Raw genomic sequence first — 13,977 nt, 5'->3', positions numbered from 1 at the left:
GAAGTTCGTTGGCAGCAGTCCTAACCGATGCTGTTTTTTATTATTAAAATTCATAAACTATCAATAAAAAAACCGACATGAAGTCGGCGGGGTACACAGGTTGATGGCAGGTTTCTCAGCTTTCCGGAGCGACGTATGGAACGTTGCGCGCGGCGAAGAGGAGTATTCGGATCTCGCCATGAAGCTCGTTTAAGAACCTGTTGACGAGCTCTTGATCAAGCTTGGGATCCCAAAAGAACTGCACTGCTCTCATGACGCTTGCGTTGTTGACACGCACGCCGAGATGCCTTCTGACACGTTCGCCAAGGGCGGCAATGTCGGGAACCTCAATTCCTGACGGCGGCGGGAGCTTGTCGGGGAAGCGAAGTAGGACGTACTTGCCCTGGGCACGGTCGGTGTAGACCGTTGTCCCGAGGGGGAGTTTTGCTCCCTTCTTGCGGACTTCCCAGCAGTCGTCGCAGAAGTGCCCAAGCGGGCTTCCCTCAGGAACCAACGCGCCCGAATGCCTCCAGTGAGGCCTAGGGACATAGCAATCGCTGCAAATTTGGTCTGCGAAAACCGCATGAATCGTATTAGGTTCCGTAGGCACGGTTAACCTCCTTGTGTGGGTGACATCTCGTCCAGTGGCAATACTACAAGTTTCAAAGGTAAATGCAAGAATGATCATACTAATATACTGTACAAAAAAAATATTGAGTTCATAATTAAGGTATGAATGAGGGCTTTGGTAGTTATCAAGAAGAAGAACCCACAAATGATCATGAGCATGGACATGTTTATCATGAGCCTCCAAAAAGCCGTGAGCAGATTACAAAATCACTTGATCAAATCCTGCTTAATCTATACATGGATGATCCACAAAAGACAAAAGAGCTCTTAACGGGATTTGCTACACGTCTACAGACTAAATATCAGAATTACAAACAGTATGAATTATATTATCTCCTCGTATCGGATAAGGAAAAGCCTGAAGAAAAATGTACACTCTTTGACTTTCAAAGTCCTGATTCTGTACAGGCATTTATTGAATCATTAAATCCTGAAGCATAACAAAACACCCTGATTTAAATCAGGGTGTTTTAGTTTTTATTATTGAGATGTAGCTTGACCAAAGATTGGCTCGTCGTAGTTTAATTTATAGACATAGAGTTTGAGGTCGGGAGAGAATACGTGGGTATCAATTCGTTCAAAGTTGTTGTCCATGTAGAGTCGGATTGTTTCTGAATATCCCTGATCATAACTTAAGAGAACCCAGGCAATTTTATGACCTTGCTTAATAGTGTTGATTTCTTCTGGAAGTTTTTCTTCACTAAACTGAGGCATAGCACCAGTAAGCTGATTCCAAATTGGAAGGGTCGTGAGTTCTGCTGGTCCACGATAATAATATTCTACAGGGTATCGAGTGAATGGTGCTGAGAGAACAATAACATCTTGAGCTGTTGTGCGCTGTTCAAGATAGGTTACAGCTTCTCGGTAGTTTTCTTTGGTTGGAGTTGTAGGACTTACAATTTCAATTGCAAGACTAGCAAGCATTGCGAAGATAAGAACTGCTTTTACTACATTCTGCAATTGCTTTGGATAGGTAGAAAATACCCAACCAATAAATAAATACAAAGAAGGTATGGTGAGAATCAGATATCGTGATACAAACAATGGTCGAAGGGTAACACTCACCACAAACGCAGCTACCATTGGAATCAAAATCGACATCAACATATACACTGCGTCTGAAGATACTTTTTCGTTTTCTCGTAAAGCCAAGAATCCTAAGAGCACTGTAATTGGCCACAATGAAACAAGAAGGGTATTCATGTGATCATTCTGGAATCCGAACAAGAATTGTGAGAATGAATTGAAAACATCAATAGTAGATGGAGCAGTAAGCATTGGAGCTGTAGTACTTCCACTACCTTGAATTTGCATATAGTAGACCCATGGACTAAATATGAGTACCAAAAGTACAGCTATAGTTATAAATTTTTTAAGTGAATTGGGTGCAAAGCCAGGTCGATAAATAAAATAGAATAATGCTTGTACAAGAAGTACAAAGAAGAAGAAGTAGTGGGTGAAGATTCCAAAGAGTGCAACAATAGAATATCCAATCCAAGAATCACCATCTCGTAATTTATAGATTCCTAAGAAGAAATACTGAGAAAGAATTGTAAGAAGTGTAAGCAAACTGTACATTCGAATTTCACTTCCGTACCAATTCATAAATGGTGAAACAGCATAGAGAGTTGTTGCAAACAACGCAACATTTCTATTGAATGCACGTTTACCTAAGAAGTACATTGCAGGAATTGAGAGCACAAAGAAAATGAGAGAAAGTGCTCGTCCTGTTTCTACGGTATTACCAAGAAATAACTGCCAGAAGTGCAAGATCATGTGATAAAACGGTACATGCACATCTTGAGCAATGATGTTTAATATTTTAGTTGGCGTATGACTTGTTTGCCATAAACTTTGCGCTTCATCGAGGCGTAGACTTTGCTGAGTAAAGAAAAGGAACGCAATTGCAATTACAAAGATAATGAGGCCCAATAGTGGGAGAAAGGCACTTCGATCATTATTAGTTTTATCGTTTTGGTAATGCATATGCGTTTGTAGTTACAACGGCTGCTTCTTCCTTTGATTCCTTTTCAGGAAGTGATGCTTTAATAAATGGGTAAAAGATGACAACATTCAAAAGCACCCATGCCATGTTTGTTGATACCGATGCGCTCAATCCTTCTCGGAAGAGAGCAACACCGAGACCAATTAATGCTATCACATAGTAAGCAATATGAGGACGTACTAGTTTTATAAAGTTTCCTTTAATCGCTGTTTTTGAAGTAATCGCGAACCCACTCTTTCTTCCAATAATAAGCTCGTATAATGCGCGGACATGAATAGACCATGATGCCATTGAGAATGCGATTGCTTGGAAGCTATAGGTGAAGTTGGTTGAAAGCTGGAGACTGTAAATGAGTAAGAAGATATAAGGAATAAACACAATTGCCAATGCCATTGTTGAAATCAGGAAGGGAACAGAACCAGTAAAGAAGAAGATAATTGGAATTATCGCATTCATGATCACAAAGATTCCTGAAAGGTAATAACTAGCAGATGACATGTATTGAATCTTTTGTGCCCATGTGAGTTTTCTACTAAAGATTGGATTGTACTTGAAAAGCACTTCCAAACTCCCTCGTGCCCATCGTAGCTGCTGCTTGTAATATGACAGGAAGTCTTCTGGTGCGAGTCCTTCTGCGAGTACTTCAGGAACATAGGTAGACTTGTATCCAAGCTTGTGGATCATAAGACCTGTTACGAAGTCTTCAGCAATGTTGGTATCACACATACCACCTACTGCAATTAGGGGTTCACGTCGGATAACCATGTTGGTTCCACACATACTTACTGCATTGTGACGATTCTTTCCTTTAAGAATTGATCCGAAAAAGAGTGACTGTTGATCCCATGCACCACGAGTTACATAATTTGTAGCATAGTTTTTGTAGTATTGAGGAGACTGTACGAATGCCATTTTTTCATCTGCAAAGTATCGCATTGTCTTTTGAAGGAAGTCTTTGTGAGGAATATGATCAGCATCAAAGATAGCAACAAATGGACTTGTTGTATTCTTGAGTGCGTTATTTATATTTCCTGCTTTTGCTCCTCCAGGAACTGTACGTGTGATACATCCAGCACCGTATTTAATAGCTAAGTCTTCAATTTCTTTCCAATTGTCTTTTTTAGCAACAAATCCATCGTTCAAAAGATAGACACTAAACTTTGGATACTCCATTGCAAGAGCTGCGACAAGTGTTTCTTCAACAATGTTTGTTGGTTCACCAGCTACAGTAATGTATACATCTACAGGCTCACTAAAAGAATCATCACCTTCTGGCATGTATGACATGTCCCAAATGGTGTAAAGGAAGGTGAGTGCCATCCACAATGAGAATGCTTGCCCTACAATAAGTGCACTGAAAAGATACACATTTGATACCTGAAACCAGAAGGTAAGTATAAATGTGTAAATAATCGCAATCACAATATCAACAAATACCAAGAATTTTGGGATGTTGTTGAACAGAAACGACATCTTCGAAGGCAAGGCTGTTTTTGTGTAGGGTGTCATAATGGTGATAATTAATTTGCTGCGAGATTTGGGAGAAGATTGTTATAAAGTGCAATTCCAAACCATACCCAGTTATCGTCGTAATAGCCGAGCTTAACTTTCCAAGAATTTGTATCTGGGTTGTAAAGTACTTGGAGTTTATTGTCATAAATGACCTTTGCATTCTCTGGATCTGCTACCATGAAATAACCAATTGTACCGCCATAGAAGGCCGCAGATTGATGTTTCTCAGCAGGTTCGCCATTGTGCTTATATGGCACATACAATACAGAATTACTATTCCATTGTTCGCTTAGGAATTTCATATCAGTTAAGAGCGCTTTTGCTCGAGGTTCTTCAAACCACTGCCAATCAAGCGCAATTCTCCATGGTGTGCGAAGTGCATCATATCCAAAGTTGGTAGAAAGATTTTCTGCCTTTGGTGGTAAGATCGCGCCATTGGTTTTATCGAGGAAAATCCAGTCTGGTGGAATATTTGCACTCTTTGTTTGATCAAGAGGAGCCGCCATACTCTTTTCTAGTACTTCATATGAAGTATCTACAAGGCCCATCCAGTTATGTGTTGGATCAACTTTTGCAAATACTCGATATGCATAAGGAGAGAAGTATGAAGGATTGACCACCATTGTTGTTGGTGAGTTTTTCTCGAGATTGTTTGCAACAAGGTATGGTCGGCCTTTAATATCGACTACTTCGTGCGCCCAAACACTATCAAGAATCAATTTTGCTTCATTTAAATAATCCTGATTGTTCCATCGCGCAGAAGCAAAGATAAGAGCAAGAGCAATATCTGTATCTGCATCAGTTGCACTGTTTTGGCCACCTTGGCTTGTCATAATTCCGTATGAACCATCTGGCTGCTTACCAAAGAGCCATGCAAAAAGCTTATCTCCTTCTTTGTGTTGAAGATTGTCTTTTGTAAACTTCCACACTCCATCAAACGTTGGTTTGTCATCAAGCCACACTGCTCTAAGCATTGCATAACTTTGACCTTCAGATGTGGTTATAGAATCTTTTTGTTTATCAAGTACTCGAAAACTTCCTTTCTCGATATATTCTTGTTTGTATGCTTCCCACAGTGTAAGAAGTTCAGTTCGAGGTGAGAAAATGATTGGTACTTGTCGTTTTGGACTATTTTTATACGCAACAAATCCTAAAATTAGGAATGCTCCGACTAATAAAAATATCCCCCAGGTTTTTCGTGACATTGTGATGGTAGTTGGATTATTGCTCTAATAATGGTGATGTTGCCATAGATTCTGGTGCCCAGACCGTTGCTTCACGTGGATCACGTAGAATGCATACTGCGCCAGCTATTCCCATAACCATTGCACAAAAGCTAAATGCATAGGTCGCCATTGGGCTTAGTGAATTGAGAGGTGAGTAGTAATTAGTAGGTGAGTAACCTTGTGTAATTCCACCAATAAGACGTTGGAAAGGAGTCTCGTCTGTTGATCCTGCAACTGGAGTAGTTGTGCCTATTGTTGATTTTGTAGGTGGGTTTTTCTGTGGGGTATCTCGTGGAGGGATAACTGTATTAAGAACTTCTTCAACCGTCTTTGGTTCTTCTTTTGGCTCTACAACGGGTGTTGTTGTAGCTGTTTGTTCTTGTTCTGCAACTGGCTCAGTTGTGGTTGCCTGTGAGGGAGCTACCAAGTCTTTGATGACTTCTGATAAAGTAGGTGAGGCATCGTCGTCCTTTTTACTGTTGGCTTTATCTTCAACTGCGGCAAAAGCCTTTATTGTTGTGCTTGAAAATGCTACAACTATGATAAGGATGAGCAGTAATTTTAGTAATTTTTTGATGGTCATAAATTTCTCAGTTAATGGATTTCGATTGCGGTCTCAGGAATAAAGACGCTAAAAAAGGCTTATTCTTACAGGTATAATAATACCCGCGTTTGCTTCTTAATCTGTAAGAGAATCGGTCTTTTACCGTCACACTATGCATAGATTATAAAATCACCATGCAAAACCCCCTTTTATCTGTCGTAATACCGGCATACAACGAAGCTGAACGAATTGAGGCTACGCTCCTTTCTATTGATACGTATTTAAAGTCACAACATTACACCTACGAAATTATCGTGGTAAATGACGGTTCTAAAGACACAACAGCTGAAGTAGTACAAAACTTACTTCCATCTATTCAAAACCTCCGTTTGAGTAATAATGCTAAAAATCACGGTAAAGGCTTTGTCGTACGACAAGGTATGCTAGAAGCAACCGGGCAGTACCGCCTCTTTATGGATGCAGACAATTCAACAACTATTGATCATGTTGAACAATTTTTTCCTAAATTTGAAGAAGGGTATGATGTTGTTGTAAGTTCTCGTCGAATCGATGGATCTGTGCTCGTGAAAGATCAGAGTAAATTACGTGAATTATTGGGAACTATATTTCGAACAATGATTCATATGATGGTTCCTCTAGGAATTACAGATTCACAAAACGGTTTTAAAATGTTTACAGCTAAAGCTGCAGAAAAGATATTTAGCAAGCAAAAAATAGTTGCATGGGCATTTGATGTGGAAATTCTTGCTATCGCAAAATTGTTTGGTTTTAAGATTAAAGAAGAACCAATTACTTGGGTAAATGATGAACGAACACACGTAACATTAAAGGGAATGGTTCGGATGCTTAAGGAAACATTTCAGATTAAGCTCAATCTCTCAAACGGAATTTATGGTATGTATGATAAACGACTTGGAGATCAGCGACATATTATTCTAGCTAAGTTTTTGATTTTAGGAGCAATCAACACTGCAATAGACTGGATCTTTTATTTAGCACTCACTCGATCAATTCCATTTTTTGCTGATCATCTTATCATTGCGAAGAGTGCTGCATTCTTTATTGGAAGTCTTCCAATCTTGCTTACTGGTTCGTACTGGGTATTCCCACAATCAACACAGACACGAAGTGGGCGAGTTACAATGTACGCTATTCTTGCAGCCGCATTCTTTATAAACACTTCAGCACTTACATCATTCCTAGTACTTGGGGTAAATGATATTCTTGCAATTGTATTAGCAACAACTATTAGCTTTGCATGGAACCTCACAGTGTCATGGATATTTCTTATCAAGAATCACTTGATCGTTATTCCTGCTGTGTATGAAAACGGAACACAGGTTGGCTAGTGTATACTATTTCCATGAACTCTCTTATTACTAGATTTGATGGTCTTGTCTTAGCTTGTATAGCTGTGTTTGTAAAATCACATAAGACTCAACAATCACTTCACCAGTTTGTGAAATTTGGTATTATTGGTGTAGCAAACACAGCAATAGACTTTTGTGCGTATTATATACTCACTCGATATTCACCACTCACATTACTGGAAGGTGATAGTAAGTATGCTATAGCTATCATTATTGCATTTGCTGCTGCCGCAACTTTTAGTTATTTCCTCAATCGCTCATGGACATTCAAACGACAAGAGCGAGCATCAATGGGAGAGGCTACAAAGTTTTATATCAGTACTATTACTGCATTGTTGTTGAGTCTTGCTCTTTTTGCAGTTTTACGAAGATATATTGGTATGCATGATCTTGTAGCAAAAATTGTAGCAACATTAGTAACAATATTTTGGAACTTTTTTCTTAATCGCTTGTGGGTATTTAAATCTTAATTAGTATGATTTTTTCAGCAAAAAATTTAGCTCGGGAATTTAAAGAATTTGCACTTCGTGGAAATGTTATTGATCTCGCTGTTGGTATTATTGTTGGTGCTGGATTCAATAATCTCGTTAATTCTCTTGTTAAAAATATTGTACTTCCGCCTATTGGACTAGCACTCAACAAAGTTAACTTTTCAAATCTTTATTTTGACCTAAGTCGTCAAGATTTTAAATCTTTAGCAGATGCAGAACAGGCAGGCGCTCCAGTGCTTAAATACGGATTATTCATAAATGATGTAATCAGCTTTATTATTACCGCGTTTGTGGTATTTATGTTGGTTCGATGGATGAATGCACTTCACCGACGAAGAAATGAAGGCAATGAAGAAATTCCGACAACCAAACCATGTCCATTTTGTATGTCTGTTATCCCAATTAAGGCAACCCGTTGTCCGCAGTGCACCTCTCAAATATCTTAGGGTATAATAGAGAGTATGAGAACACGAAGTTATATCATTGGTAGTATCGTCATTTTGTTTGGTTTAATCGGGTGGGGATTATATCTTACGTCACGTCCATCTCGAGCGATTCCCTATAGACCACCTGTCGCTACATCAACTCCTATAATTACAGATAGTGCTAGTACTACACCAGAATCGGAAAATTCAGGTATAAAAACATCTACTGGATCATCAACTACAGCAACTCCATCTCCAGCTCCAAATAATTCCGCAGCATGTGCTGAAGATTTGTGGGAGCAAACACGGGCAACAAATACTGAATATGAACGTGGTTCTATTTTAGTGGGTTTTACTTCTGATGTGAATTTCGCAACAGCAATGGGAATTCTTACTAAGTATGATGTTCGGGTACTTAATACCACAAATGCTGAAACAAATTATCCATCATTGCGTCTCATTACGGCAACAGTAAATGATAATCAGGAGTTTATAAAAATATGTGCGCTGCGAGGTAACGCAAAAGTGAGATACGCAGATCTTAATAAATTAGTAAGTCTTCACGATTAACCTATGCATGATCAGAAAAATATTCTTATAGTTATTGCTACAAGTGCAATTACAGCAATTATAGTAGTTGCTCTTACTGTAGGTTTGGTTTTCTCAAACAAGACACAAGTGGCTTTGTATCTGTTAGGTAGTAATCAAGGAACAATGGTTGCTTCACATTCTGAAGGTGCTGATACTTCAGTCGTTCAAGCTGTAGAAAAAACAAACCCTGCAGTAGTTTCAATTATTATTACAAAAGATGTGCCTGTGTTTGAACGTAGTAACAACCGATCGCGAAGTCCGTTCTTTGATTTGTTTGGTGATATTTTCGATACTCCTGAATATACGCAGAATGGAACTGAAGAGCGACAAGTGGGTGGGGGATCAGGATTCTTCGTTGCTCCCGATGGTCTTATCGTAACAAACCAACATGTAGTCAATGATGAAGATGCTGCATACACGGTATATACAAACGATGGTAAAAAACATCCTGCAAAAGTAGTTGCAAAAGATCCTGTTGAAGATATAGCATTTATTAAAATCGAACCAGAATTTGCCAAGGATTATCCTTACCTTACATTTGCTTCTTCAAAAGATATTCAGCTTGGACAAACAGTAATTGCAATAGGAAATGCACTGGGTGAATTTAGAAATACTGTTTCTGTGGGGGTTGTCTCTGGATTGTCACGATCACTCATTGCAGGGAACGGAGCAGGAGTATCTGAAGAATTAAATGAAGTAATTCAAACGGATGCTGCTATTAATCCAGGAAACTCTGGTGGTCCGTTACTTGATCTTGCTGGAAATGTAATTGGAGTAAACGTTGCTGTAGCTATTGGATCACAGAATATCGGATTTGCCTTACCTGCAGATAGTGTGAAGACTGCTGTTGATTCTGTACGAACTCGCGGGATAGTGAGTCGACCTTATATGGGAATTCGCTATGGTACTGTAGAAAATGGAGTAGAAGTAAGTGGTGGTAGAGCAAGTGAATCTGGGGTTGTTAAGGATTCACCTGCAGAACGAGCTGGCATAAAAGATGGAGATATAATTCTCGAAATAGAAGGAACAAAAATCACAGCTGATAAGTCAGTATCATCAATTATTCGGAACAAGAAACCAGGTGACACGATAAGTCTTAAAATTTTGCGATCTGGTCAGGAGCGTATTATTACACTTGTACTCGGTGAATTCCCTCAAACACAGTAGTGTGTAATGTTTTGCGGGTTTGCTCGTCTGTATAGTAAAGGTCGTTTTAATTTTAATTACCTTATTATTATGACAACTGTAATCGAACGAGAAAGTTCTGGAACAGGTGTGGTTGTAGGAATCCTCGTAGTACTCTTGATTGTAGTTCTACTAGCAGTATTCGGACTTCCTTATCTTCAGAATCGTGGAACACCTGCGCCTGCTAATCCAGGAGCAAGTATTAATGTAAATCTCCCAACAGGAGGCGACACAGGAGGACAGACAGGTCAATAAGAGCGACTAAAGTTATAACCTTTAAACAAGACAACATTCCTTCAGCACGAATGTTGTTTTGTTTTTTATGTAAACATAGTAGTATGGCCATATATGGATTTCAAAATTGAAATAACTAAACCTGAAGCTGGTTATGAACTGCTTGATAGTGGTGAAGGCGAAAAGCTTGAACGCTATGGCGATATCATTGTCTCACGACCCGATCCTCAAGCTTTGTGGAAACGATCACTTCCAGAAACTGAATGGAAAAAAGCCAAAGCAGTCTTTTTGCGCACGAGTGAAAATGCACGATGGGAAAAATCTTCAGATGTTCCAGAACGTTGGGAAATAGAATTAGCTGGATTAAAGTTTTGGATTCGACCTACTACATTCAAACATACTGGATTATTTCCTGAACATGTTCCAAATTGGAATTGGATTCAAGACAAAGTAAAAAATGCAGGACGTCCTATTAAAGTGTTAAATCTTTTTGGATATACAGGGGGAGCAACACTTGCTGCTGCACAAGCAGGAGCAGAAGTTGTGCATGTTGATGGATCAAAAACAGCCCTTACCTGGGCACGCGAAAATGCAGAGATTTCTGGACTTTCAGAAAAACCAATCAGATGGATTTTGGATGATGCACGAGTCTTCGTGCATCGAGAAATAAAACGAGGGAACAAGTATGATGCTATTATTATGGACCCTCCGGCATTTGGTCATGGGGCAGATAAAGAAGTTTGGAAAATTGAAGATGATTTACTTCCTTTGCTTGAAGAATGTAAACAAATCTTATCTGATCAACCGTTGTTTTTTATCATAAACGGATATGCTTCAGGATACTCAGCTATTGCATATAAGAATAATTTGGATGAGTTGATGAAAGCGTGGAAGGGTAAAATTGAGATAGGAGAACTCACTATTCAAGAAACTTCATCACAAAAGCTATTACCATCAGGAATTTTTGCTCGATGGTCAGCATAGATGGATACTGTTGACTTTGCTTAAAGACGTGGTAGGGTGTACACTTACTACCAAGACAATAAATATACATATTGTGACACCTAGTGCTGAAAAAACAAATGAATTCATAAAGCTGTATGACGAAATGGCCGATCAGCTATTTCGACATTGCTTTTTTAAGGTATCCAATCGAGAATTGGCCCTAGACCTCGTACAAGAGACTTTTGCACGAACATGGGAATATCTATCTTCAGGTAAAGAAGTAAACAATATTAAGGGCTTTCTCTTTAAAGTTGCCAATAATATGATCATTGATGAATACCGCAAGAAAAAAGTGGTATCTCTTGAGGCACTTCAGGAAGCTAGTGGATTTGATGCTCCAGTTCAAGACCATAAAAAAACTATTTTTAATGTAGAAGTAGATACAATGCTTTCACATATCAATAAGCTTGATGACAAATATAAAGAAGTTATTCTCATGAGATATGTAAAAGATTATTCTCCAAAAGAGATTGCAAGTATGCTTGGTGAATCTGAAAATGCAGTCTCTGTACGAATCAACCGAGGAATCAAAAAGGTTCAAGAAATGCTCAACTTAGCGACACCTTAAATATTAATTATGAATAGACGGTACTCATTACAAAAAGATGAAAAACAAGCAATTCGTGCATCACTCTTAGAATTTATGGAGCAGCATCCAGTGCAGGAAAAAAGCTCTAGATTAAATAAAAAGCGAACACTAGTGAATACTTCTTTTTTCGTAATAGCTACAGTTTTTAGTATTGTTATATTTGGGGGAGCGATTGTATATACAGCTTTCAGTGGACCTGGAGATATGCTCTATCCATTAAAATCTAATATGGCATCTATTTTTGAAGCGCTACAATAAGTTTTTTATAGTATAATTGCGCTTATATGCGCATCCGTTTATGGTTTTACAGTGCCCTCATATCATGCATTCTTTTTGCTGCTATAGCAGTTGCCGTAAATAGTGGTGGAGAAGTGACAGAAGCTATTCATTCATATGATGAATCAATTCGAAATTCTGTTATTTCTCATGCGTCACCCGAGCTCACTAAAATCGCGCTTTTCTTTACCTACTTAGCAAATCCAGAAGTTGTCGCTGCTGTTTTTATATTCCTTTTGATTCTTTTATTTATCGTACATGAATTTCAAATAATCATTTTCTTTTTGTTTGGACTTGCGGTAGGTGAGGGTGTTATTAGATTATTTAAAATTACCTTTGGAAGATTACGACCTGAAGATTTCCTCGCCATTACTCAGGGTGGCTATGCATTTCCTAGTGGACATGCATTTGCTGCTGCAATGTTTTATGGGTTTGTGGGTCACGGGCTTTTCCACCTATGTAAAACAACATGGCAGCGTGTGCTTGTGATTCTTGTTACAGCTGAACTCATTATTTTTATTGGTCTCTCACGTATTGTTCTTGGTGTTCATTGGCCAACAGATGTTCTTGCTGGCTGGCTTTTAGGTGTCGCATTCTTATCAAGTTCTATTGGTTTATTTCACTATTTTCGCAATAAAAATGGGCATAAAAAGGCGATATTTCAAAATAAAAACTATATACGTATTGGCATCATTTTTACACTCCTCATATTTTTTATTGGTTATTATTACGTTACTCAGTCCACTGAGCTGCGTAGTATAGGTAACAGCGAGGTAAAACAACAATAATTTATTTTTATGAACAATAATTCATGGCAGAGACCGTTGGTGATTGGTGGTGGTGTGTTTTTAGCGCTAGCCTCACTTTTCCTTTTAGTACTTACCGTAGGTACTGTTCGTGGATGGCAAGAAAATGATCTTTCTGCTGATGCAAAGCCTCAAATCACCGTAACAGGAGAAGGAGAAATGACTGCAGTACCTGATGTAGCAAGTTTTACGTTTACGGTAATTGAAACAGGGGCAACCCCAAAAATTGCTCAGGATAAAGCAACTGAAAAAACAAATAAAGCTCTCGCATACTTGAAGGATGCAAAGATAGAAGAAAAAGATATTAAAACTACTTCTTATAACATCAATCCACAATACGAATACCGACAGGCATCAGCATGTGTATCTGGATACTGTGCGCCAGGAAAGCAGGTACTTATTGGATATGAAGTATTACAGTCAGTGCTCGTGAAAGTAAAAGACACAGCACAAGCGGGAACTATCTTGGGTGGAATTGGAGAAGTAGGAGTACAGAATGTTTCTGGACTTCAAATGACATTCAACGATGATGAAGCTATCATGCGAGAAGCTCGAAAGGCAGCTATCGAAGATGCAAAAGCAAAGGCTGAAATTCTCGCAAATGATCTTGGAGTAAGACTTGTACGAATCACAAGCTTCGTTGAATCAGGATCAGGAATGCCATACCCAATGCCAGCAGCATACGAATCAAAGGTTATGAATCAGGCAATGGATGCACGAGGTGCAGCGCCATCACTTCCAGCAGGAGAGAATAAAGTAAATACTGTTGTAACTATTACCTACGAAATAAGATAAGGTAAGAAGTGGTTCTTGACAAAACTATCAAATAGAGTATTATATTAAAGATCGCCACCCGGCGGTTTTTAATTACCGGAATTTGAGATATAATCAATCCACTATGTCATTATTTAGCTACATCAGAGAAACACGAGGGGAATTAAAGCATGTAACGTGGCCTACACGACGCCAGGCTACAGTTTTCACCCTTGTAGTTATCCTTCTTTCACTCGGCCTTGCTATCATTCTTGGATTTTTCGATTATATCTTCTCAATGGGGCTTCAATATCTCATCAATAACTTTTAATATA

18 protein-coding genes are annotated in these 13,977 nt (G+C 38.8%); 13 read left to right on the top strand and 5 right to left on the bottom strand.

Going from position 1 to position 13,977, the window contains the following annotated elements:
* Positions 1-115: 115 nt before the first annotated feature.
* On the bottom strand, positions 116-667 hold the full coding sequence (locus tag V4519_05080; GenBank protein ID MES2437352.1) for a hypothetical protein: 552 nt from the start codon (positions 665-667) through the stop codon (positions 116-118).
* Positions 668-711: 44 nt separating this feature from the next.
* Here V4519_05080 and V4519_05075 point away from each other — a divergent pair, with 44 nt between their 5' ends.
* Positions 712-1,050 (top strand): hypothetical protein, encoded by a 339-nt coding sequence (locus V4519_05075; protein ID MES2437351.1) that lies wholly within the window; start codon positions 712-714, stop codon positions 1,048-1,050.
* A gap of 39 nt (positions 1,051-1,089) precedes the next feature.
* On the opposite strand, the gene V4519_05070 is transcribed toward V4519_05075, so the two are convergent.
* The 4 genes from V4519_05070 to V4519_05055 are packed head-to-tail and all read right to left on the bottom strand — an operon-like array spanning position 1,090 to position 5,935.
* Positions 1,090-2,595 (bottom strand): glycosyltransferase family 39 protein, encoded by a 1,506-nt coding sequence (locus tag V4519_05070; GenBank protein MES2437350.1) that lies wholly within the window; start codon positions 2,593-2,595, stop codon positions 1,090-1,092.
* Entirely contained in the window at positions 2,576-4,123 is a 1,548-nt protein-coding gene (locus tag V4519_05065; protein ID MES2437349.1) for a glycosyltransferase, read from the bottom strand. Before V4519_05065 ends, V4519_05070 begins: the two co-directional genes overlap by 20 nt.
* A gap of 11 nt (positions 4,124-4,134) precedes the next feature.
* Entirely contained in the window at positions 4,135-5,331 is a 1,197-nt protein-coding gene (locus tag V4519_05060; GenBank protein ID MES2437348.1) for a glycosyl hydrolase family 8, read from the bottom strand.
* Between the two features lie 16 nt (positions 5,332-5,347).
* A complete protein-coding gene (locus V4519_05055; protein ID MES2437347.1) occupies positions 5,348-5,935 on the bottom strand; it encodes a hypothetical protein in 588 nt (195 codons plus the stop codon).
* Between the two features lie 155 nt (positions 5,936-6,090).
* Here V4519_05055 and V4519_05050 point away from each other — a divergent pair, with 155 nt between their 5' ends.
* The 12 genes from V4519_05050 to secE all read left to right on the top strand — a co-directional run bounded on the left by V4519_05050 (position 6,091) and on the right by secE (position 13,973).
* On the top strand, positions 6,091-7,266 hold the full coding sequence (locus V4519_05050) for a bifunctional glycosyltransferase family 2/GtrA family protein (protein MES2437346.1): 1,176 nt from the start codon (positions 6,091-6,093) through the stop codon (positions 7,264-7,266).
* Positions 7,267-7,280: 14 nt separating this feature from the next.
* Positions 7,281-7,757 (top strand): GtrA family protein, encoded by a 477-nt coding sequence (locus V4519_05045; GenBank protein MES2437345.1) that lies wholly within the window; start codon positions 7,281-7,283, stop codon positions 7,755-7,757.
* Positions 7,758-7,762: 5 nt separating this feature from the next.
* Entirely contained in the window at positions 7,763-8,224 is a 462-nt protein-coding gene (mscL, locus tag V4519_05040) for a large conductance mechanosensitive channel protein MscL (GenBank protein ID MES2437344.1), read from the top strand.
* Positions 8,225-8,239: 15 nt separating this feature from the next.
* Positions 8,240-8,773, top strand: coding sequence for a hypothetical protein (locus V4519_05035; protein ID MES2437343.1), 534 nt, complete (start codon positions 8,240-8,242; stop codon positions 8,771-8,773).
* 3 nt (positions 8,774-8,776) lie between these two features.
* Positions 8,777-9,961: a trypsin-like peptidase domain-containing protein gene (locus V4519_05030; protein ID MES2437342.1), complete on the top strand. Its 1,185-nt coding sequence runs from the start codon at positions 8,777-8,779 to the stop codon at positions 9,959-9,961.
* Between the two features lie 69 nt (positions 9,962-10,030).
* Positions 10,031-10,234, top strand: a complete 204-nt coding sequence (locus V4519_05025) for a hypothetical protein (GenBank protein ID MES2437341.1) — start codon at positions 10,031-10,033, stop codon at positions 10,232-10,234.
* A gap of 93 nt (positions 10,235-10,327) precedes the next feature.
* Entirely contained in the window at positions 10,328-11,197 is an 870-nt protein-coding gene (locus tag V4519_05020; protein ID MES2437340.1) for a class I SAM-dependent methyltransferase, read from the top strand.
* 73 nt (positions 11,198-11,270) lie between these two features.
* A complete protein-coding gene (locus V4519_05015) occupies positions 11,271-11,786 on the top strand; it encodes a sigma-70 family RNA polymerase sigma factor (GenBank protein ID MES2437339.1) in 516 nt (171 codons plus the stop codon).
* Positions 11,787-11,795: 9 nt separating this feature from the next.
* Positions 11,796-12,065, top strand: a complete 270-nt coding sequence (locus V4519_05010; GenBank protein MES2437338.1) for a hypothetical protein — start codon at positions 11,796-11,798, stop codon at positions 12,063-12,065.
* A gap of 26 nt (positions 12,066-12,091) precedes the next feature.
* The gene (locus tag V4519_05005) at positions 12,092-12,871 is read left to right on the top strand and encodes a phosphatase PAP2 family protein (GenBank protein ID MES2437337.1); all 780 of its coding nucleotides are present in this window, start codon (positions 12,092-12,094) and stop codon (positions 12,869-12,871) included.
* Between the two features lie 9 nt (positions 12,872-12,880).
* Positions 12,881-13,684: an SIMPL domain-containing protein gene (locus tag V4519_05000; protein ID MES2437336.1), complete on the top strand. Its 804-nt coding sequence runs from the start codon at positions 12,881-12,883 to the stop codon at positions 13,682-13,684.
* Between the two features lie 103 nt (positions 13,685-13,787).
* A complete protein-coding gene (secE, locus tag V4519_04995) occupies positions 13,788-13,973 on the top strand; it encodes a preprotein translocase subunit SecE (GenBank protein ID MES2437335.1) in 186 nt (61 codons plus the stop codon).
* The last annotated feature ends 4 nt before the right edge of the window (positions 13,974-13,977 follow it).

The organism is Patescibacteria group bacterium (genome assembly GCA_040387855.1).
Classification (GTDB): Bacteria; Patescibacteriota; Minisyncoccia; order Phycocordibacterales; family JAKAEA01; genus JAZKCY01.
The sequence above is the reverse complement of the archived record's forward strand: the minus strand, read 5'-3'. Positions and strand labels throughout refer to the sequence as shown.